Raw genomic sequence first — 21,837 nt, forward strand, 5'->3', positions numbered from 1 at the left:
GGGGTCTTTTTTTGCCTGCCTTTCACAATGGCGGCGAATGACTCAGCTCAGCGCTACCGTAGGGAGTGCCTGTGCTTCGATCTGCGCCCTCGTCGCCGCCCTGCCCTGCTGGGTGCGAACGCCACCATTGGCATTGGCTACCAACGGCTCACTACGCAAGCGCGTCATGAACCCACGCGCACGCACCGACACCGGGTCGGAACTCTGTTTCGCCCTCGCCAGCACCGGTATGTAGTAGCGCTCAACCTGACTCTGTGATGTCTTGAACACCGACGTCACCCCAGTGCGCAGATCCAGCGACACACCATAGGTATTACCGAAGCAGGAAGAATACGACCAGTGATCCCAGGTTGGCTGCAGCCCCTGGCGCCTCATCACCGATCTGACCGGCTCGCCAATATCAGCGCCTGTCAGCCAATCGCCGCCCACCAGAATGGCGCGAATATCCTTCGCTGCCCCTCCCAAACGCTGCTTCACTTCGCGAACACTGCGCTCGATCAGTGCGCGGATGTTGTGATCGAAATGAATGACCGCCCCGACCTTGGTGGTCGGGTTGTACAACGAAGCGATCACGCATGTCTGGGCGTTCAGGGAGAACAGATAGTTGTCTGCCGCCGTCTCGCTGAACCTGGCGACCACCGCCTCGCCCTGCAACGCGCCCCGCGCCACGTCCGGGAAGACATGCCCGGGAAACGCTTCGCGAAGATCGCTCACTCGCCCAAGGTTACGCACATCATCATTGCCGCCACTCATTCCAACGGGTTTACGCGCCCACTTGCCATTCGCCATCCTGTACACGGGCGGTTTGTAAAACGCGCCGGGATAACGGGCATCCACCAGGCACAGACCATCGAAGTATATATTCCCCCTCACCTGGTAGTACCTGCCCTTGTCGAGTATGTAGAAAGCATTTCGCGGCTGCGTAGCGCTGGACGGGCTGAGATAGGTGCCTTTGAAAGCCCCCTCGGTCACCTGCTGCAAATTCTTCGGCGTTTCCCTGACCGCCTGTTTCGGATCGAAACGGATCGGCTGGATCAGCGGCCCGCTCTCCCTGGCAGCGACTGATGTCACCTGCCTCAGGCGCTGAGCGGCCAAGGACATGGGCCTTACGGCGAGCTTCAGACTCCTGACAGCCTGACCGAGCAGCCGGGTCATGCTCATTGCCCCAAGCATGCCGAACAACGCGCCCCAGGTCGCTTGCAGCCAATGGCCGAGGGCGCGATCCGTGTCGCCCTGCCCATGCGCCTCGATCGCCTGCCTGGAACTGAGGGCAATGAAGCCGGCATCCAGCAACAGGGCAAAGGGCGGGTAAACCATGCACACCGGCGCGGAGGCGAAGAGCAGGCCCTTGAGCACCTGATCCCTGATCACCTCGCCGCGACTTTTCGTGACATCTTCCACGTCCGTGACAGCACGCTCGATGTAGGCATCGAACTGCGACGAGATATCCATTACCCGATTGAATTCGCGCAATACTTCGAGGCCACGGGTCGTGGTCGCCAAAGCCGTCAGCGAGCGCCTTACCGCGGCACGAGCACCAACGGCCACCCGCTCCAGCACGTAATCACGCAGGCGTGCGGCGATCGCCCCGGGGAAGTCCTGGTATGGGCGAAACGTGACGCCGTCGGGAGCGTCGGGCGTGTACAGCCAATAGGCGCCTTTGGGATCAAAGTAGGCAAAGACATAGACGCCCAATACCACATGACCGCCGACGGTAAACCGGATCAGACCTTCGCGCTGCACCACTGCCTGCGAACTCACTGAGCCGGTCACCGGCGTCGACTCACTCAGCAGCGTGATTTGCCGGGTGAGCCACCAGAACTCACGGGCGTTCAACAAGGACTTGCCCGTCGCGATCCGCAGGTCGCGATCCATCCGAGTCAGCAACAGGTTGCGGTAGGCATTGCGCCGCTTGGTGTATTCGGCAGCGCTGGCATCAAGGAACCTGGCGCGGATCTGCCGCGCATACTGCTCGCCCACGTAGGCCCGCCGGATGTAGGTCGCCAGCTCCGCACTGCGAACCTGCCCCAGGTCCTGCCCGATCGATGACCGCACGCCTTTTCTGGGGTTGTCGATGCCCGAGTTGTCGTCATACCCATGGATGGCCAGCTCCAGCAAGCTGGCAACCTGGGTCTTGCCACTCGCCAGCCCGGGTGTGTAGTCGATGAGCACCGTGGCAGGATCGACCGGTTCCTGCACCCCCTTGCTACGCATGTACGGTGCGATGGCTTGGGTGACGGTACGTTTGGCGAAGTCCACAAAGACCTCATAGCCGGCGATCTGCTCGTTGAAGACCTGCTGATGAACCAGGAGCTCCTGGCTCAAGCTGCTGATGATGCGTCGGGAGTCAAGCGGCAGGGCCGCGTACCACTGGGGCGATTCGTCCTGCTCCACCTGCGCCAGGTTGTTGGCCAGGCCCATTGCAACAGACGCCTCAAGGCAGGCTTTGAAGGCCATCGCAGTGCTCCTGAGGTCTTTGTTCAGATCCCATGCCGTCGGCTTGTCCGCCACGCCGGCAAAGTACTCCCGAGCCACATCACGCCCGGCGGCAGAGAGTTGTTGCAACAGGTATTCGCGACCCGCCTGGCTTTCAATCCAGGCGCCTATCTCTGCATTCACGGACCGAAGCGAGGGCAACTCGATCCACTCCTGCCCATCTGGCTTGCCGGGGGCGTACAACAACAGATCACTGACCTCGCCCGACCGGTCCTCGCGGTAGAACAACAGAAGATCGGAACACTTCAGTGCGTTTGGAAGCGCAAGGCAGGCCACACGCCAGGCACTGGCCGATTGCGCCGACGTCTCGTTTGCCCATAAGGTTTTGAGCGCCTCGTGATGGCTCACCTTCAAATGGCCCGCACAACGTGCCACGAACGCGCTTTGCTCCAGGCGCGCCACGAACCAATCGAGCATGGCGTCCTTCAGGTCTGCCCGGCCATATTGGCTGACCAATGCTGCCCCATACCCAGCGGGGGCATCCACGTCTGCCAGCAGTTGGGTAATGAACGCCGGCGAAAGAGGCTGGTTGCGCAGCATGGCGCCATTTTCCACCAGGAACACCGATATAGCGTCCGATCTTATCGGACCTGCCGCCAGCAATTCGCTCAGGCTATGGGTCTGCACCGGCTGGTCAATGATCCCTCGCCACTGCAACTGCACTCGAATGCCGTCAGGCTCGACTTCCATGTCCAGTTCACGCCTGACATAGTCCCTGGCCAGCCGCCGGGCAAACGCCTGCAGCGAGCCCAGGCCGTCGAGCAGCTCATCCACCAGCGCCTGCGCCTGCGAGGTCCGTGCCTCAAAAGCCTTCAACTGTTTACGCTCGACTTCACTCAGCGCCTTCAGCCAGCCAGGCAATTGCCCCCCAGCGATTGCCTGAAGACTCCGCCGTTCCTGAGCGGTTGCCAACGAGGTGATCTGGTTTGTGAGACGCCAGTGCGCCTGAAGGTTTTCAAGCTTCTCCCTCAGCTCATCGACGTCCACCCCCGCCAGTTGCTCCGGCTGGAAAATCCTATCGATCCGGGCCAGGTATTCAGCGAGCCTGTGCTTGACCACCTCCTCAAGAGAGGCGTCGCTCCCGGCCATGCGCCAGTGACGTTGCAGATAGTCTTTGTAGTGATGGGTAAAGCCCGCAGCGCTTGCTTCCACCACCTGCACGATGACTTCCCGACGCTCAGCCGCAAACCCCGGATCAGTCCCGCCGGGCCAGCGATAAGGAGCATCCTGTTCTTCATCAAAAGCCACCGGCGTCTGGTCGATCATCCGTTGCAGCACCGCATCGAGCAGGGTGCCGATGAAGTATGGATCGATGTTGCCCTGGTAATAATGGGTGCGCAGTTGGACCAGCAGGTACTCTTCCAGCACCTCCAGCAAGGGCATCTGAGCGTGTAATCGCTGGTCGATAGCCGCCTGCCAACGTGCCAACTTCTCCAGAATGACTTGTGCTGTTTCCGCCTGCGGGGAAGAGACCGTCCCCGCGCCGCTCGTGTTGCTGTGCCGTTCGGCAGTGTTGTCCATCACATTCCTCCCTGTTGTGTGGACCCGCACCTTATCCGCCCTGCATTGCCCCCATGTCATACATATATATATCGAAACACCACGCCGGCGGCACGAGACTCGCTTATCCACTTTGATGGCGACCTGGCGTACACTGCGCGCCTTTGCAGCCCCGCGCTGCCTCCTGTAGATTTTTTTCCAAAGGTGCCCGCCATGCCTTGGCTGCAAGTACGTCTGGCCATCAGCCCGGAACAAGCCGAAACCTACGAAGACGCGTTTCTTGAAGTAGGCGCCGTATCGGTAACCTTCATGGACGCCGAAGACCAGCCGATCTTCGAGCCGGAACTCAATACCACGCCGTTATGGTCCCACACTCACCTGCTGGCCCTTTTCGAAGGTGGCACCGAGCCGGCCAGCGTGCTGGCACATCTGGAGCTGCTCACCGGCAGCCCGTTGCCCGAGCATCACAGCGAAGTGATCGAAGACCAGGATTGGGAACGCAGCTGGATGGATAACTTCCAGCCGATGCGCTTCGGTCAGCGCCTGTGGATCGTGCCGAGCTGGCATGCCGCGCCGCAGCCGGATGCGGTGAACCTGCTGCTGGACCCAGGGCTGGCGTTCGGCACTGGCACGCACCCGACCACCGCGCTGTGCCTGGAATGGCTCGACGGCCAGGACCTTAAAGACTGTAACGTGCTCGACTTCGGCTGCGGCTCGGGGATCCTGGCCATTGCCGCGCTGCTGTTGGGCGCCAAGGAAGCGGTCGGCACTGACATCGACGTCCAGGCCCTGGAAGCCTCCCGCGACAACGCCGGGCGCAACAACATTGCCCCAGAGCTGTTCCCCCTGTACTTGCCGCAAGACCTGCCACAGGTTCAGGCCGACGTACTGGTGGCCAACATCCTGGCCGGTCCGCTGGTGTCCCTGGCGCCGCAGTTGTCGAGCCTGGTCAAGCCGGGCGGACGCCTGGCGCTGTCGGGCATCCTGGCCGAACAGGGTGAAGAAGTCGCTGCGGCCTATGCCGCGGACTTTGATCTGGACCCCATCGCCAATCGCGATGGCTGGGTGCGCATCACCGGTCGTCGGCGCTAGAATGGCCGCCTGTATCAACCGGATTGCCGCATGACTGACAGTTTCGTCACCCAGTGCCCGCATTGCCACACCAGTTTTCGCGTCAGCCATACTCAATTGAGCGTGGCCCGCGGGGTGGTTCGCTGTGGCTCGTGCCTGCAAGTGTTCAATGCCGCACGGCAATTGCTGGAACAGCATACTGCCAAGGAAACCGTCACGCCCCTGGCACCGCCAATCAAGACGCCCGCCGCCGAATCCCCGCCCCGTGCGATCAGCCAGAAGCAATGGACCGCCGCCGAGCTGGACCTCGATGATCTGGACAAGGAACTGGCTCGACTGGAGCGGCGTGACAAGCGTGCGCCGGATACCTTCGGCCGACGTCGTGAAGACAACCTGAGCGCGCAACGCGACCCGCTCTCGAACGATCAGGAGCCTTGGTCCGACAGCCTGTACAGCGAATCCGCCAGCGAGCGCGACGAAACGGCCCTACAAACCCCGGTCGAACCGTTCGAGCCCCATGAACCGGCCCGCCCACCGCGCACCGAACCGTCCTTGTCCTTGCCCCTGACCCTGGAACCGCTGGAACCGGACGACGAGCCGGTCACCCCGCTACGCCTGGAGCCGGACGACGAGCCCCACGAACACCTGGAAAGTCTGTCTGCCAGCGATGATCACGATGATCACGACGAAGCACCGTTGCAAGCGGTGCCGACGCGCAAGGCACGCGAGCGCCATGAATCCGGATTACGCGCCGAGGCCCTTCAGGACCTGGATGACGATCCGCTGCAACTGGACTGGCGCAAGCGTCGCTCGCCCTGGGGCCGGCGTTTGCTGTGGGGCCTGTTGATCCTGTTCGCCGCCGCGGCCCTGGCCGGCCAGTACATCGCCTACCACTTCGAAGAACTGGCCCGTCAGGATCAGTATCGCCCGTGGTTCCTGCAGATTTGCCCGACCATCGGCTGCGACGTGCCGTCCAAGGTCGACATCGGCAAAATCAAAAGCAGCAACCTGGTGGTGCGCAGCCATCCGGAGTTCAGCGGCGCCCTGGTGGTGGACGCAATCATCTACAACCGTGCGCCGTTCTCCCAGCCTTTCCCGCTGCTGGAGCTGCGTTTCGCCGACCTCAACGGGCATCTGATCGCCAGTCGCCGTTTCAAGCCCGGTGAATATCTGGGCGGCGATGTCGAAGGCCTGGGGGAAATGCCGCCGCAGACGCCCATTCATATTGCCCTGGATATCCTCGACCCGGGACCTAAAGCGGTGAACTACAGCCTGAGCTTTCATTCACCAGAGTGATGCACACCAGGGCCGGGCGATTGGCGGCAGCTTTCTGACTCAGCGCACCCGAACCAAACCGCTGGCGATAACAAAATAGCTGTTCAGATTTTATCCAATTCGACCTTTATCCAGTCATCGAGAGCGGGTATCATGCCAACCCTTTTTCGAAGTCTCATGATCCGGCCCCACTTCAGGGAAGTCCTATGTCGGCGGTACGCATCGGCCCATATACATTACAGAACGGCCTGGTTCTCGCCCCAATGGCGGGCGTCACCGACCAGCCCTTTCGTCAGCTGTGCAAGCGACTGGGCGCCGGGCTTGTAGTTTCGGAAATGGTCAGCAGCGACATGAGTTTGTGGAACACCCGCAAATCGCGTCTGCGCATGATCCACGAAGGCGATCCCGAGCCCCGCTCGGTGCAGATCGCCGGTGGCGATGCCCAGATGCTGGCGCAGGCGGCCCGGGCCAATGTCGAGCTGGGCGCACAGATCATCGACATCAACATGGGCTGTCCGGCGAAGAAGGTCTGCAACAAGGCTGCAGGCTCGGCACTGTTGAAGGATGAAGCGCTGGTCACCGAGATCCTGCAGGCGGTCGTCGCCGCAGTCGATGTGCCGGTGACCCTGAAGATCCGCACCGGGTGGGACCGGGAGAACAAGAACGGCCTGACGGTGGCCAAGATCGCCGAACAGGCAGGCATCACGGCGTTGGCGGTGCATGGCCGCACCCGTGCCGACCTGTACACCGGCGAGGCCGAGTACGACACCATTGCCGCGATCAAGCAGGCGGTGTCGATGCCGGTCTTTGCCAACGGCGATGTCGACTCGCCCGAAAAGGCCCGGTACGTGCTGGACGCGACGGGTGCCGACGGGTTGTTGATCGGCCGGGCTGCCCAGGGGCGGCCATGGATTTTTCGTGAAATCGAACACTTCCTGCGCACCGGCGAAAAGCTCGCTGCGCCGCAACTGTCCGAGGTGGAACGTATTCTGCTAGAGCATCTGGCCGCGCTGCATGCCTTCTACGGAGAAGTCATGGGTGTACGCATCGCTCGCAAGCATGTGGGCTGGTATCTCGCAACCCTGCCGGGCGCCAGGGAGTTTCGCGCCCGTTTCAATCGTTTGGATGGTACGCAAGCACAATGCGCCGACGTTCAGGCGTTCTTCGCTGAGCGTTACAAGAGCCTGACAGGGGACGAAGGGGTGGCCGCATGACGATGATGACCGAGACTTTAGTGAGTGGAATAACACCCGTGAGCGACAACGTAAATTTGAAACAGCACCTCAATACGCCCAGCGAAGAAGGTCAGACCCTTCGCGGGAGTGTCGAGAAGGCGCTGCACAATTATTTCGCCCACCTTGAGGGCGCTGCCGTCACGGATGTGTACAACCTGGTGCTTTCGGAAGTCGAGGCACCTCTGCTCGAGAGCGTGATGAACTACGTCAAGGGCAACCAGACCAAGGCCAGTGAGCTGCTGGGCCTGAACCGCGGCACCCTGCGCAAGAAACTCAAGCAGTACGATCTGCTGTAAGCATTCAATCAAACCAGAAAGGCGCCCGCGTAAAAAACGGTCGCCTTTTTTGCTGACTTCCCTTGCTTTTGATGGAAATTGAAATGACCGACCAGACCACCCGCCTGCCGATCCGCCGCGCCTTGATCAGCGTTTCCGACAAGACCGGGATCCTCGAATTCGCCCGCGAACTGCAACAGCTGGGCGTCGAGATACTCTCCACCGGCGGGACCTTCAAGCTGCTGCAGGACAATGGCGTCGCCGCAGTGGAAGTCGCGGACTACACCGGTTTTGCGGAAATGATGGACGGTCGGGTCAAGACCCTGCACCCGAAGATCCACGGCGGGATCCTGGGTCGTCGCGGCATCGACGACGCCATCATGAACGAGCACGGCATCAAGCCGATCGACCTGGTGGCCGTCAACCTCTACCCGTTCGAAGCCACCATCAACAAGCCAGGTTGCGACCTGCCGACCGCCATTGAAAACATCGACATCGGCGGCCCGACCATGGTCCGCTCGGCGGCCAAGAACCACAAAGACGTGGCCATCGTGGTCAACGCCAGTGACTACGCCAGCGTGCTGGAAAACCTCAAGGCCGGTGGCCTGACCTACGCCCAGCGTTTCGACCTGATGCTCAAGGCCTTTGAACACACCGCCGCCTACGACGGCATGATCGCCAACTACATGGGCACCGTGAACCAGGCCGCTGAAACCCTGTCGACCGAAGGCCGAAGCGAATTCCCACGCACCTTCAACACCCAGTTCATCAAGGCCCAGGAAATGCGCTACGGCGAGAACCCGCACCAGAGCGCGGCGTTCTACGTGGAAGCCAAGCCGGCCGAAGTCGGTATCGCCACCGCCACCCAGTTGCAAGGCAAGGAACTGTCGTTCAACAACGTGGCCGACACCGATGCGGCGCTGGAATGCGTCAAGAGCTTCGTCAAGCCCGCCTGCGTGATCGTCAAGCACGCCAACCCGTGCGGCGTGGCCGTCAGCCCGGACGCCGAGGGCGGCATCCGCCAGGCCTACGAACTGGCCTACGCCACCGACACCGAATCGGCCTTCGGCGGCATCATCGCCTTCAACCGTGAACTGGACGCCGAAACCGCCAAGGCCATCGTCGAGCGTCAGTTCGTCGAAGTGATCATCGCCCCTTCGGTCAGCGAAGAAGCCCGTGCCATCGTCGCCGCCAAGGCCAACGTGCGCCTGCTGGCCTGCGGTCAATGGTCGGCCGACCGCGCGCCGGCCTGGGACTACAAGCGTGTCAACGGCGGCCTGCTGGTACAAAGTCGCGACATCGGCATGATCGGCAGCGAAGATTTGAAAGTGGTGACCAAGCGCGCCCCAAGCGAGCAGGAAATCAACGATTTGATCTTCGCCTGGAAAGTCGCCAAGTACGTCAAGTCCAACGCCATTGTCTACGCCAAGAACCGCCAGACCATCGGCGTCGGCGCCGGCCAGATGAGCCGCGTGAACTCGGCCCGCATCGCCGCGATCAAGGCTGAACACGCCGGTTTGCAGGTACAGGGCGCGGTCATGGCCTCCGATGCGTTCTTCCCGTTCCGCGACGGCATCGACAACGCGGCCAAGGTCGGCATCACTGCGGTGATCCAGCCGGGTGGTTCGATGCGTGACGCTGAAGTGATTGCCGCGGCTGATGAAGCCGGCATCGCCATGGTATTCACCGGCATGCGCCACTTCCGTCACTAACAAGACAACGGCCGCACTGAAGCCGGCATCTGCTGCGTTGGAGCCGACCTCGATGATGCTCATTGCCAAAAGGCAACTCCGCTCATCGAGGTCGACTCCGCCTTGCATCTACCGACTTCATTGCGACCTCCTATGGCGCAAAACGCCCTAGGCTCCAAACAGAATCAGCGTCATCCGAGGTTTTTGAAATGAATGTTTTGATCATTGGCAGCGGTGGCCGTGAACACGCCCTGGCCTGGAAAGTGGCTCAGGATCCGCGTGTGCAGAAGGTTTTCGTGGCACCGGGCAATGCCGGTACCGCCATCGAAGCCAAATGCGAAAACGTCGCCATCGACGTGCTGGCCCTGGAACAACTGGCCGACTTCGCCGAGAAGAACGTCTCACTGACCATCGTCGGCCCGGAAGTGCCGCTGGTCGCCGGCGTGGTCGACCTGTTCCGTTCCCGTGGCCTGGACTGCTTCGGCCCGACGTCCGGAGCCGCACAGCTGGAAGGCTCGAAAGCCTTTACCAAGGATTTCCTGGCACGTCACAAGATTCCGACCGCCGACTACCAGAACTTCACCGAGATCGATCCGGCCCTGGCTTACCTGCGCGAAAAAGGCGCGCCGATCGTGATCAAGGCCGACGGCCTGGCCGCCGGTAAAGGCGTGATCGTAGCCATGACCCTGGCCGAAGCCGAAGACGCCGTGCGCGACATGCTGGCCGGCAATGCCTTCGGGGACGCCGGTTCCCGGGTGGTGATCGAAGAGTTCCTCGACGGCGAAGAAGCCAGCTTCATCGTCATGGTCGATGGCAAGAACGTCCTGCCAATGGCCACCAGCCAGGACCACAAACGTGTTGGCGATGGCGACAGCGGCCCGAACACCGGTGGCATGGGTGCCTACTCCCCTGCCCCGGTGGTCACTACCGAGGTCCATCAGCGGGTCATGGACCAGGTCATCTGGCCGACCGTGCGCGGCATGGCCGAGGAAGGCAACGTCTACACCGGCTTCCTGTATGCCGGCCTGATGATCGACAAGGCTGGTAACCCAAAAGTCATCGAATTCAACTGCCGTTTCGGCGATCCTGAGACCCAGCCGGTGATGCTGCGCCTGCAATCGAGCCTGGTGCTGCTGGTCGAAGCGGCCCTGGCCCAGGCTCTGGACAAGGTCGAAGCCCAGTGGGATCCGCGTCCGAGCGTCGGTGTGGTACTGGCAGCCGGGGGTTATCCGGGCGACTACGCTAAAGGTAATGCGATACAAGGCCTGGAGGCTGCAGCCGGGCTTGAAGGCAAGGTTTTCCATGCGGGGACCGCGCTGAAGGATGGCCAGGTGGTCACCGCCGGCGGTCGCGTACTTTGCGCCACCGCCATGGGGTCCAGTGTCGACGCGGCTCAGCAGCAGGCCTACAAGCTTGCCGCCGAGATCGACTGGGAAGGCTGTTTCTACCGCAAGGACATTGGCTACCGTGCCATTGCCCGCGAGCGTGGCGAAAATCTGGAATAACCCGGCCATTCAGACCGGCAAGCGCCCATGGCCCTTGCCTGTCTGCTCCGGCGCCGCGCATAGTTATAATCTGGCATCAACCTACGAAGGGATTTCGCCGTGCGCTGGCTCAGGATTGCCATAGGTTTAACCGTCACCCTGCTGACACTGCTCTGCACGCTCCCGGCTCAGGCCGCGCCAGGCAGTGGCTGGGCGGTATTGCTCGACGAACAGGGCGACCTGAAGCTGAGCGACATCCGTTCTGCCCGCTACACCAATCAATTCAGCCCCATCGACCTGGACCGCCTGAAGGCCGCCGAGCCGGGTGGGGCATTGTGGTTGCGTTTCCGGCTGGCCCCCGACCCACATGAACAAATACTGCGTATCTTTGCACCCGACCTGTCTCGCCTGAACCTCTATGTGCTGGACGGCGATACCCTGGTGGACCAACAGGTCGGCGGCGATGCCCTGCCCCGTATCGAACAACCCCTGCCCAGCAGCGATTACATGCTGGCCCTGCCGCGCAGCGACAAACAGCTGGACGTCTACCTGCGCCTGGCGTCCCGGCACGAACTGCGGCCCTATGTCACCCTGGAAACGGCGATTCAGGCGGCGGCCAACCAGAACCAGACGCTGATCTACGGGTTGCTGTTCGGCTGCATCGCGATGCTGATCCTGCACAACCTGACCCGCTACGCCTATACCCGCTCACGCAGTTGCCTGTGGCTGGCGGCCTGCGAAGGGTTGTTGATGCTCAGCCTGGTGCTGCTGTTGAACCTGGCTGGAGCCTGGCTGCCCGACTGGCCGGCCATTCAGACGCCGGGGGCCTATCTGGCCCTGCTGCTGACCGCGCCCTGCGGCCTGATGTTCGCCTACCGCTTCTTCGCCCCCCAGGGGCCGCACCCGTTGAACCGGCTGCTGCTGGGAGACATCGTGTTCATCACGCTCTGCAGCCTGCTGCTGTTGTTCGTGAACACACTGCCGCTCAATATCATGACCTATGCCCTGGTCGCGCTGGCCGGCCTGAGCATGCTGTTTGTCAGCGCCTGGCACTGGCAAAAGGGCTATCGCCCGGCACGGCTGTTTGTCGCCGCCATGGTGGTTTTCAACCTGGGCACGCTGATCATCCTGCCGGCCCTGCAAGGGCTGACGGAAGTCGCTCCCCAGGGCCTGATCATCACCCTGCTGGGGTTCATCTGCGTCAGCGGACTGCTGATGAGTGTCGCCCTGGGTGAGCGCCAGCGCTCGATCAACGAGAGCCGTTTCAGCATCAGCCGCGACCTGGCGGCGAGCAATGCCGAGATCAATGCCAAGGCCGAGTTCCTGGCCAAGATCAGCCACGAAATCCGTACGCCGATGAACGGCGTACTGGGCATGACCGAACTGCTGCTGGGCACGCCGCTGTCGGTCAAGCAGCGCGATTACGTGCAGACGATCCACAGCGCCGGCAACGAACTGCTGACCCTGATCAACGAGATCCTCGACATTTCCCGGCTGGAGTCCGGGCAGATCGAACTGGACGACGTGCAGTTCGACCTCAATGCGCTGATCGAGGACTGCCTGAGTATCTTCCGCGCCAAGGCCGAACAGCAGAATGTCGAACTGATCAGCTTTATCCAACCCCAGGTGCCGCGAGTGATCAGCGGTGACCCGACACGGTTGCGCCAGGCGCTACTGAGCCTGCTGGAAAACGCCCTGAAAAAAACCGACGAGGGCGAAGTGTTGATCGTCGTTGCGCTGGACGAGCGCAGCAATCAGCCGCGCCTGCGCATCGCGGTGCAGGACAGCGGAACACCCATGGACGCCGAAGAGCGCGACACGCTGATGCATGCCGAATTGCACAGCAAGAACTTCCTCTCGGCCACCCGCCTGGGCGGCAACCTAGGCCTGGTCATCGCCCGTCAATTGATCATGCTGATGCACGGCGAGTTCGGCATCAAAAGCGGCAGCAACCAGGGCAGTACCTTGTGGCTGACCTTGCCCCTGGACCCGGATCGCCTCGAACATCCGACTTCCGACCTCGACAGTCCGCTGCAAGGGGCGCGGGTGTTGATCGTCGACGACAATGACACTTGCCGCAAAGTGCTCGTGCAGCAATGCAGCGCCTGGGGCCTGAACGTCAGCGCCGTACCATCGGGCAAGGAAGCCCTGGCGCTGCTGCGCACCAAGGCGCACCTGCGGGACTACTTCGACGTGGTGCTGCTGGACCAGAACATGCCCGGCATGACCGGCATGCAACTGGCGGCCAAGATCAAGGAAGACCCGAGCCTGAATCACGACATCCTGTTGATCATGCTCACCGGCATCAGCAACGCGCCGAGCAAGGTCGTGGCTCGCAACAGCGGGGTCAAGCGCATCCTCGCCAAACCGGTGGCCGGCTATACCCTCAAGACTACCCTGGCGGACGAACTCAACCAGCGCAACAAAGGCCAGGCGCCGAGCATTCCGATGGGCGCCGGTCCTGTCGTTCCGGTAAAAGTGCCCAGCGACTTCCGCATCCTGGTGGCCGAAGACAACAGCATTTCCACCAAGGTCATCCGTGGCATGCTCGGCAAGCTCAACCTGCAACCCGATACCGCCAGCAACGGCGAGGAAGCCCTCAAGGCCATGAAGGAGCAGCGCTACGACCTGGTCTTGATGGACTGCGAAATGCCTATCCTCGACGGCTTTTCCGCCACCCAGCAACTGCGTGCCTGGGAAATGGGTAACCAGCGAACCCGCACCCCCGTGGTCGCGCTCACCGCGCACATCCTGGCCGAACACAAGGAGCGCGCCCGTCAGGCCGGGATGGACGGCCATATGGCCAAACCGGTGGAACTGTCGCAACTGCGCGAGCTGATCGAACACTGGGTGGCCCAGCGCGACCAGCAGAATCGTACAGCGCAGACGTCCTGAGCCGACAGACACCAAAACGCCTGATAGACTCCCCGACGTCTTTCTCCGCCTTGAGCCTCGACCATGCTTCATGTGTTGTTCAGCGTTTATCTGAAGATGCTGGTGCTCTACAGCCCCTTCTTCGTGCTGTCGTGTTTTATCGGCCTGACTCGCGGCTACTCGCGCAAGGAACAACGGCGCCTGGCCTGGAAAGTCGCGATCGCGACGCTGGTGTCCAGCGTATTGCTGTATTTGTTCGGACGGGTGATTTTCAGCGTGTTCGGCATCACCGTGGATGCGTTCCGAATCGGCGCCGGCAGCGTGCTGTTCATTTCGGCGCTGGGCATGGCCCAAGGCAAATCAGCCGTACAGACAGATAATGTTCAGCAGGACGTGACCATTGTCCCGCTGACCATTCCGTTGACGGTCGGCCCCGGCACCATTGGCGCCCTGCTGGTGATGGGCGTGAGCCAGCCGCACTGGGACGACAAACTCATGGCCATCATCAGCATCGCCCTGGCCAGCTTTACCGTCGGCGTGGTGCTTTACCTGTCCAGCCGCATCGAGCGGATTCTCGGTGACCAGGGCTTACAGATTGTCAGCCGCCTGATGGGGTTGTTTGTCTGCGCGTTGGCCGCGCAGATCATCTTTACCGGGGTCAGAGGCTATCTGGTGCCCTGACACAGCAGCGGTCTGCTTGCGACGTAAGACCCCAGCGAGAATATCGGACCGTGGTCAACTCACCAGATTGCTTTCCTCCTCATACGATACGTGTGACAACTCTTTGAGCGCGACACCGTTGCTGGCATTCTGCAAAGCACCCAACTGCTCAATCAGTGTCGAGACGGTGTAATGCCGGTTTCCTCCAAAGCTGAGCACGACTTCTCCGCGCAAGTTGACATCCGCCGCATACACTTCACGAAAAATCACACTGTGCCCACTGTTCGGGTCGATGATCACCAGATGTTCATGGATGGGGCTCAGCAACAACTGGTCAGGCTCATCGTGCTCCCAGATCAACTTACCGGGGATTGTCTGCGCGCTGCCCAGCGAGTGCCGGCAATCGAGAATGACCGACTTGACTCTCAACCAGGCCGCTTTCGACAACCTGTAACTCACCGCGCCTTGTCCCATGCGCAGGACCAGAGTCGTAACATCGTCCGGCATCAGCGCAAGAAGATCATCAACCTTCATCTGGCCCTCAATAGCCAGAACCTCGGCATCACGCCGGATGTAACTGAGTGGCCCAAGATGCTCCATACCCGGCAAGGTCAGCAGCTTTCCGTTCCTGCTTTCATGAAGCAGCACGTTGCTCCGCTGCTGGGTGCCCAATAGTTCAAAGGACTCTGGAATGACCGTCTTGGGAACCCGAATCACACGCTCGGTCTCGGCGACGAACCATTGCAGGTTACCGGGCTCCTCCACTGACAGCAGTGCGCTGCGAAATGGCTGGGCCGCCAGCTGTTTGAGGCCCTCGAGCTTCCGGCCACCTTGTGCGACGACCCATTCGTGAGTGACGCCGGTAATCAACGCCGGCTCCCGGTCTCGCAGCACAACCACCACGCCCTCGAATGTCACGCCACGCAGCCCCACTCCTTCGACCGTCAGTTCGACAAACTGCCAGGGCGCCCATGCACGCTCCGCGGCGGGTAATGCATCAGCCTGCAGCAACTGCGAACCCTGGCCAAAAGCGGACTCCAGTTTCTGCGGATCGATGAATGCCTGGCGATAGACTTCGCCACTCGATACATCGAACAGCCAGGCCGCTTCGCTATCCGGGGTAACGCCGAGCAGGCGCACTTGCTTTGCATGCCCCCATTCAGCCAGCAACAATCGGTTGCCGACGTACCAGGCACACAACCTCGCGTCACCGTTCAAGTGGGTCAAGCCGATCAGGGCAAAGCTGTCGGTTGCGTATTGCCGGGCCAAGGGCTCCAATGCGGACCACCAGTGCGCCCGATCCTTGAGCCACACTTCACTCAAACCGCCCAAGGCCAGTCTGCCCTGGCTCGTCAGGTTGAAGAACAGGCCCTCTGACGTCAGGGCGACGTAGCCGCCGTCAACCGCCATGACGTTTTCCAGCTTCTGCGGGCGCATCCATGTTTCGGACCAGTGTCCCTTTCCCGCCACCTCGGTACGTTGCTTGCGACACAGTTCCTGTCTGAGCCGGTCATAGATGACAAACACATCGCTGTCGCCCGCCGGTGTCAGCAACGTCAGGTCAGTCATGTGCTTGATCGAGTCGGCCCAGCCACGGTGATGGTTGCGGCGGGGTGAGGGACGGATGATCAAGTGATCGCTGCGGCGAACCCAGGCCATGTCCCGCCACTGCGCCTCGGGCTTCCAGCAAACCGAAACAAAGGGGGCAGGCCGCCAGTTGACGGTGATGAAGCTGTCCTTTTCGCTGGCGGACGGGGTAAAGGGGTAGCCGTTACCAAGGATCAGCGACCAGTCGGCCAGTGTTTCGCTGGCACTCAGGACCGACTCCAATGCCAGGTCCAGGTCCCGAGTGATCGAACTGAGCAGCAGTTGCCCCTCATGTATCACATAAACCAGAACATCGCGGGCCTGATCCTTGCGGGTGATTTGCTGAACGACATGAATCACCCCCTGAGCATCCACCTCGACGCGCTTGATGGTGCTTGCGACATTGCTTGCGCCCCACAGCCAATAACGATGGCTCAACAGCCCGGTCACCGCGTCGACTTGCCAGATGATCAGGTTCTGCGGGTCGTAGAAGTAACAGGAAGCACCCGCCACCGCCCCCAACACAGCGCCATCGACACCCGGCATATCGTCACGGATGTACAGGAAGCGGTCCTCCTTCGCGTCGTACCAGGCCGTAACGTAGCGGGGTTCGTCCGGTGCCTCGAACGGAATCAGATAATGGTGCACCGCCGTATACGGCATCACCAGGCGGTGCTTTTGAGCCAGAGTCTTGAGGTGTCCCTGCAACGCCTGTCGACTCATGCCCGGAGGCACATCCTGCTCGACGAGGGTGAGTTTGCATGCCTGCAGCTCAACCTGAAACACTTGATTGTCGGAGATCTTGAGCACAATTTCATGGCTCCCCGTTCCCGTTAGCGTCACCTGGAGCTCACCGATAAACAGTTTCCCTGAACCCTCGAAACGGATGTCGCTCTCGCCGACCCAAGGGGCGCCCAATACCCAACTGGACTTCTGCGCAGGCCCCGACTCAAGGATCAGGCCCACGCCGGGATTGAGTCCCAACGCGCAGCGTTTTCCGGCACCCCGAATCCGATAGGCAACCTTTGCGTGCCAGACGGCAGGGAGAACGGGCACCACCAGCGAGCGATCGACGGAATCGAGCCACACATCGATCACTGTTGGCCGATAGTCAGGCACCATGCGGTAGAGGATGTAGTCGCTGGGAAACGAATAGAACGAAAACAGGAACAGCCAGCCACCATCCGCTTTCCTTTTTTCCAGACGCCGGGCCGTGTCGAAACCGGTGTCATGGCGCAGGCTCGCGAAGGGCAGCGCCTTGTACTCGTAGCGATAACAGGTTTGCGGTGTGCAAGGCAGGACGACGACCTGGTCTGCCGGCGGCGTGAACTTGACCCGACCTGGCAGATTCAGCTCTCGACGGATATCGATTGCCCGGCGGTAATCGTCATCAAAGGTCGGCACGCCGAAATGATCACGTAGCGGATACAGCCTGGGGCTGTCCAGCACGAGCTCGGAGCGGGTCAGGTCCAGCGTCTGAACGATCAACGAAGAACGCGGCAGCCATGCCCCACTGGGGGCATCAAAGTGATAAGGCTGAAGATGAGCTTTTGTAGCCTCATCGAAGAAAAGCCCGACTTGCTTGGCTTCTTCAGCAATGGTGGCGAAACCCTGGGCCAGCGCGGCCACCCCCACCGCCAGCCCGCCCAGCATCACCGCGGCGCCGCCCAGAAACGCTCCGGCGGTGGTGGCACCGGCGGCGTAAGCGCCTACCGACAACGCCAGACCGGCCGAGTCGAACGCCAGTTGGGTGCCGAACTGCGCGCGTTCCACTTCGTTTCGGGCAGTCGACAACTGATAGATGTCGAAGCCGACATTCGCCAGTTGCAGCAGCCCCCCTGTCGCTTCGCTCACGCTGCTTCCCACCGCCGCCTTCACCACTGGCGCGACGGTACGGGCAATCAGTTTTTCTTCAGCCAGTGCCTGACGCACCAGCCCCACCAGGCCCGCGATATCCACCACGTTGCCGTGAACCAATTGCGCGTAATTGACATAGCCATGCAAGCGCACCGCCAGCGTCAGGGAGCGATCAGGCCCTTCCTGCCGTCTCAATGCATTCATCAATGCCTGTATGGCGAAACCGGCGTTCAGGGTATGGACGCTGCCCACTTCGGTGGGATCGCTGGGCACGGACGGTTTATTGGCCAAGGCTGAAAAACGTTCCGAGAGGTAGCTTTTTATACGCAAGAGTCGATGGTCGTCAGTGACGACCCGTACCAGGTGCTCGGGACTCTCAGGATCGATCAGGCTTATGCGGTACGATCCGTTCGACATGACCTCCAGGGTTTCGAACAACGGCACAAGGCCTGATGCCAATTGACCCGCCTGCTGAAGATGGGCCGTTGCCTGCGCGATCTGTTGCCCCCACCACTGGCCATCCAGCGCCAGCAGACAGTTGCCCAGTCGAGGATTACTCTGCAGCGACTGCCCCCGGGCATTGGCCAGGCGCTGCCTGACCGGGCGCAGCGCCTGCCCGGGCAGCGCGCCGGGTTGCAGCAGTTTGGAAACTTCAATTGCACCAGACAATGCCAGGCTCGCCACCTTGGCACCGTCCAGGTCGATGAGATCGAAGGTCGGGCGCGCCGCATCGCCATACGCGGCGTAATAACTGGCCATCTCGTGCTGAAGGAAGAACTGCTCCAAGGCTTGCCTGAAGCGTGTCGCCTGCTGGAACTCGAATACGCCAAAGTTCGGATCGTAGAAGTGATACGTACTGCGCTCCCCCTCTAGGGTCTTGGCCACCAGCATGGCGTGATTGTCGGAGTTGAGCATCAGCGTGCTGGTCGTTGTCCTGGCTTGCAGAATGTCCACCACCGCATTCAGATCCGAGCGCGCCAACCCACGGCCGACGTCGCCGATCTGCACGTCGCGCAACGACTCCACGCAGTTGAGGAACGTCTGCGAATCACTGGCCTGAGGCTCGATCACCCCCAGGTAGAACCGCTCACGCAAGGTGTTGACCGCAACCTTGTCCTGCGACAAGGCAGCTGCCATTGCCAGGGCCAAGGGATAACAACGTCCGCCCACCCTGTCGCCATCGCCCTGGAGCAGCAGATCCTGAGGTACAAGCTTGATTGTGTCGGCATCGAAATCGTCCAGGACAGTACCGAGGCGTTCAACGACCCGGACACGGTATTCAAGCTTCGCCACCTGGCGGATCCGGGCGACGTGCTGGCCCCATTGGCGCAATGTCAAAGGCTGCTCCAGGGCGTTTTTCTTCAGGGCCAGGGCGGTCTCCTCATGCCCTGGCGGATACTCGGCCGCACTGGCAAGCCCGACCAGAAAAGCCGGCGCCTTACGTTGGTACAACGCATGCTCGATCGTTGCATAGCCGCCGGCGCTTCCCTGGTTCGCGACGTTGTTGGCCAGGTTATCCAACTGCGGGCGTACCGCATCGAAGCTGCGATTATCCAAGGCCGTCGCACCGGTCAAGCCCCCCAGCAGCAGACGTTGCAGGGGACTCAATTGAGCGACTTCAAAATCACCTTTGGCGAGGCGCTCCAGAAGCTCAACGACGGACAACCGGCGCGTTTGCTGATCGCTCAACGATGCTGGCGGTAACGCACTGGCGCTTTGGGCGAGGATCGACTGACGTTCATCAAAACCCAGCGGTATCGCCTTGTCGAAAATCACCGTCCCGTCATGGCCCAGACTCATCATCTGCATGAACGGCTTACCCAGCTCATCGGCAAGATGCTGCAAAAGCTCGGTGGACAACACATGTCGCCCCTCGATCACCGGCCAGCCTTCATCGAACTGGAGCGTACGGTATTTGAGCAGCTCGGCCATATCGCCGGCATAACGAGCCTTGAACCGGCCCTCTTGCCAGCGTTTTTTCTCGTTAACGAGCCATTGCCCGGTGTCACTTTCGTTTTCCTTCCAGGAGTGATCCAGCTCCTCCTCGGTGGCCCCATTGACGCTGCCGACGGCGGCGATGGCCGCCTCCGCGCGCCACTGCTCGGCGGTTCGCGGGGTGAAATGCGCCCGGTGGTAATCGGCCATCCCCTCGCGCATGGCGGCTGGGCCGGTCAGGTAGATCGTCACTTCGCTCTGGGGGCGGATACCGTCGCTGTAGTAAATGGCGGCCGCCTCCACCAGAAACGCCGCGGCCATTTCCGCTTCCGGCGACAGTTCGTGAAACGCACCGAAAACCTGCGTTGCGGCCTGACGCGCAAGGCCGATCATGCTCTGGGCATCGGTAAGGGCAACGTTTTGCTCATCGGCCAGGCGCGCGGTGGCATCGACGATTTCATAGTTGAGCCTGAAACGCTCGAGCACGGTTTTGAGCATCGCCGCCCCAGGGTGGCCCATCAAAAAAGCGTTGCTCAACGAGTTTCGCGCGGCAACGGCGCGCAGCTCGTACGGACGCGCCAGACGCTCCACCGGCGGGCGAAAAACGCGGTTCAACTCGGGCTGGCTTTTAGCGAACCGCTCCAGCGCATCGCGATGCTGCGACGGGATCGCGTGGAGATAATCCGTGTACTGGCTGCGCAATGCCTGACGGCCGGGCATCCAATCCGGGTTTCGATCAAGCAACAACTGCAACACCCCCAGGCGCGCGTCGGTCTTGAACTCACGAATGTCCACCTCCCCCAGTTTCTCCAGCAAGGGCGGCAGGTGATCGATATCGACATAGCTGCCCCCTTCGGCGAACAGGGCTTCGACACGCACAATGTCGGAGCCCCCGGCAAACATGCCACGCAGACTGATCTCGCGCTCGTAGATATCCCGCAAGTGAAGGGGTGCTTGACCGGCGGCAACGTCGCGCAGGCTCAGGCAACCCTCAGCCAAGGCCGTGAGGCTGAGGCGGTTATCGTTCATCAGGGTATTGAGCCGCGCCTTATCCTGGCCGTAGGCGCGAACCAGCAGATCGATTCGAGCCTCATCGGCACTGCCGCCGTTCTTCACAACCTTGGTGATATGCGCATACATCTGCTGCTTCAGGACGATGGCGCGTTCTTCATAACGGTCGCCCAACTCCAACGGATCGACACTGGCCTGCCCGCCATTGAGCATGGCATCGGCCTTCGCGGCTTCGACAATGATCCGGTTGGTCTCATAGGCCAGCAGCGCGTCGCTGTCATACCAGAGACTGAGGCGATAGCCCTGCGGGCCCATCACCTTTTTCCAGATATTGATGTAATCACGCTGAATCGCCCCGACGCCGCCCCCAAGCCAGACAAAATGCAGGTTTTTCGGCACTTCGGTAGCGGGTAGTTTCAACTGCTCGAAGCTGTTGTGCAGGCGCGCTTCGAAACCCTCGATTTTGTTTTGTATCTGCGCCAGGTTCGCAGGCCCGGCGCCATCGGTGCTCAGCGGCTCCGGCGCACGACGGCGCCGGCTGTTTCCCTGCAAGGTTCCCACCGCCTGCTTGAGCAGCCCCAACGGTTCCAACATGCGCGCAGAATCCAACAAGGCGATACAACCAAAGTAATACCGAAGTACCGAATCATATTGTTCGGAACCCTTGTACGGTATTAATGCCCGTTCAAGATCCTTTAGTTTCAACAAACTCACAAAATCGACGTAGTCATCCGCCGATGAGCGCTCAGGTTCACTCATAAACAATACTTCCATTTATCGTATATAAATACAGGACAGCCTTGCACGATGACCGCCGACAAGCGCTTCCAAGCACTCGGGCAGCCTCTGCATCAAGTCATCCAAAGAAATAATCTTGTCAGGAGAA

10 protein-coding genes are annotated in these 21,837 nt (G+C 61.1%); 8 read left to right on the forward strand and 2 right to left on the reverse strand.

All coding sequences use genetic code 11. From position 1 onward, the window contains the following. Positions 1-42: 42 nt before the first annotated feature. Positions 43-4,224: a dermonecrotic toxin domain-containing protein gene (locus tag HQ912_RS25335; protein WP_260990055.1), complete on the reverse strand. Its 4,182-nt coding sequence runs from the start codon at positions 4,222-4,224 to the stop codon at positions 43-45. Between HQ912_RS25335 and prmA the strand changes: the two genes are divergently transcribed. The 8 genes from prmA (at position 4,210) to HQ912_RS25375 (ending at position 14,582) form a co-directional block, all read left to right on the forward strand. Next, complete coding sequence (gene prmA / locus HQ912_RS25340; RefSeq protein WP_047227388.1) at positions 4,210-5,088, forward strand: 50S ribosomal protein L11 methyltransferase; 879 nt, start codon at positions 4,210-4,212, stop codon at positions 5,086-5,088. The genes HQ912_RS25335 and prmA overlap by 15 nt on opposite strands. Before the next feature lie 30 nt (positions 5,089-5,118). Further along, on the forward strand, positions 5,119-6,363 hold the full coding sequence (locus tag HQ912_RS25345) for a DUF3426 domain-containing protein (RefSeq protein ID WP_173407429.1): 1,245 nt from the start codon (positions 5,119-5,121) through the stop codon (positions 6,361-6,363). Between the two features lie 185 nt (positions 6,364-6,548). Then, positions 6,549-7,556: a tRNA dihydrouridine synthase DusB gene (gene dusB, locus HQ912_RS25350; protein WP_047227386.1), complete on the forward strand. Its 1,008-nt coding sequence runs from the start codon at positions 6,549-6,551 to the stop codon at positions 7,554-7,556. Continuing rightward, positions 7,553-7,873 (forward strand): DNA-binding transcriptional regulator Fis, encoded by a 321-nt coding sequence (gene fis / locus HQ912_RS25355; RefSeq protein ID WP_025211617.1) that lies wholly within the window; start codon positions 7,553-7,555, stop codon positions 7,871-7,873. Before dusB ends, fis begins: the two co-directional genes overlap by 4 nt. Positions 7,874-7,956: 83 nt before the next feature. Continuing rightward, the gene (gene purH / locus HQ912_RS25360; protein ID WP_047227385.1) at positions 7,957-9,564 is read left to right on the forward strand and encodes a bifunctional phosphoribosylaminoimidazolecarboxamide formyltransferase/IMP cyclohydrolase; all 1,608 of its coding nucleotides are present in this window, start codon (positions 7,957-7,959) and stop codon (positions 9,562-9,564) included. Positions 9,565-9,752: 188 nt separating this feature from the next. Then, positions 9,753-11,048, forward strand: coding sequence for a phosphoribosylamine--glycine ligase (gene purD / locus HQ912_RS25365; RefSeq protein ID WP_047227384.1), 1,296 nt, complete (start codon positions 9,753-9,755; stop codon positions 11,046-11,048). 99 nt (positions 11,049-11,147) lie between these two features. After that, positions 11,148-13,922, forward strand: coding sequence for a hybrid sensor histidine kinase/response regulator (locus HQ912_RS25370; RefSeq protein ID WP_173407430.1), 2,775 nt, complete (start codon positions 11,148-11,150; stop codon positions 13,920-13,922). A gap of 63 nt (positions 13,923-13,985) precedes the next feature. Then, the gene (locus HQ912_RS25375) at positions 13,986-14,582 is read left to right on the forward strand and encodes a MarC family protein (RefSeq protein ID WP_047227382.1); all 597 of its coding nucleotides are present in this window, start codon (positions 13,986-13,988) and stop codon (positions 14,580-14,582) included. Between the two features lie 54 nt (positions 14,583-14,636). Here HQ912_RS25375 and HQ912_RS25380 read toward each other — a convergent pair whose 3' ends face one another. Continuing rightward, positions 14,637-21,710 (reverse strand): TcdA/TcdB pore-forming domain-containing protein, encoded by a 7,074-nt coding sequence (locus HQ912_RS25380; RefSeq protein ID WP_173407431.1) that lies wholly within the window; start codon positions 21,708-21,710, stop codon positions 14,637-14,639. Between the last annotated feature and the right edge of the window lie 127 nt (positions 21,711-21,837).

Origin of the sequence: Pseudomonas sp. MPDS (genome assembly GCF_013283895.1) — a bacterium.
GTDB classification, from domain to species: Bacteria; Pseudomonadota; Gammaproteobacteria; order Pseudomonadales; family Pseudomonadaceae; genus Aquipseudomonas; species Aquipseudomonas rhizophila.

What these genes read in the sequence shown, in the direction of transcription:
- prmA (WP_047227388.1), top strand. Translation starts at nt 4,210, where the DNA reads ATGCCTTGGCTGCAAGTACGTCTGGCCATCAGCCCGGAACAAGCCGAA.
- HQ912_RS25345 (WP_173407429.1), top strand. Translation starts at nt 5,119, where the DNA reads ATGACTGACAGTTTCGTCACCCAGTGCCCGCATTGCCACACCAGTTTT.
- dusB (WP_047227386.1), top strand. Translation starts at nt 6,549, where the DNA reads ATGTCGGCGGTACGCATCGGCCCATATACATTACAGAACGGCCTGGTT.
- fis (WP_025211617.1), top strand. Translation starts at nt 7,553, where the DNA reads ATGACGATGATGACCGAGACTTTAGTGAGTGGAATAACACCCGTGAGC.
- purH (WP_047227385.1), top strand. Translation starts at nt 7,957, where the DNA reads ATGACCGACCAGACCACCCGCCTGCCGATCCGCCGCGCCTTGATCAGC.
- purD (WP_047227384.1), top strand. Translation starts at nt 9,753, where the DNA reads ATGAATGTTTTGATCATTGGCAGCGGTGGCCGTGAACACGCCCTGGCC.
- HQ912_RS25375 (WP_047227382.1), top strand. Translation starts at nt 13,986, where the DNA reads ATGCTTCATGTGTTGTTCAGCGTTTATCTGAAGATGCTGGTGCTCTAC.
- HQ912_RS25380 (WP_173407431.1), bottom strand. Translation starts at nt 21,710, where the DNA reads ATGAGTGAACCTGAGCGCTCATCGGCGGATGACTACGTCGATTTTGTG.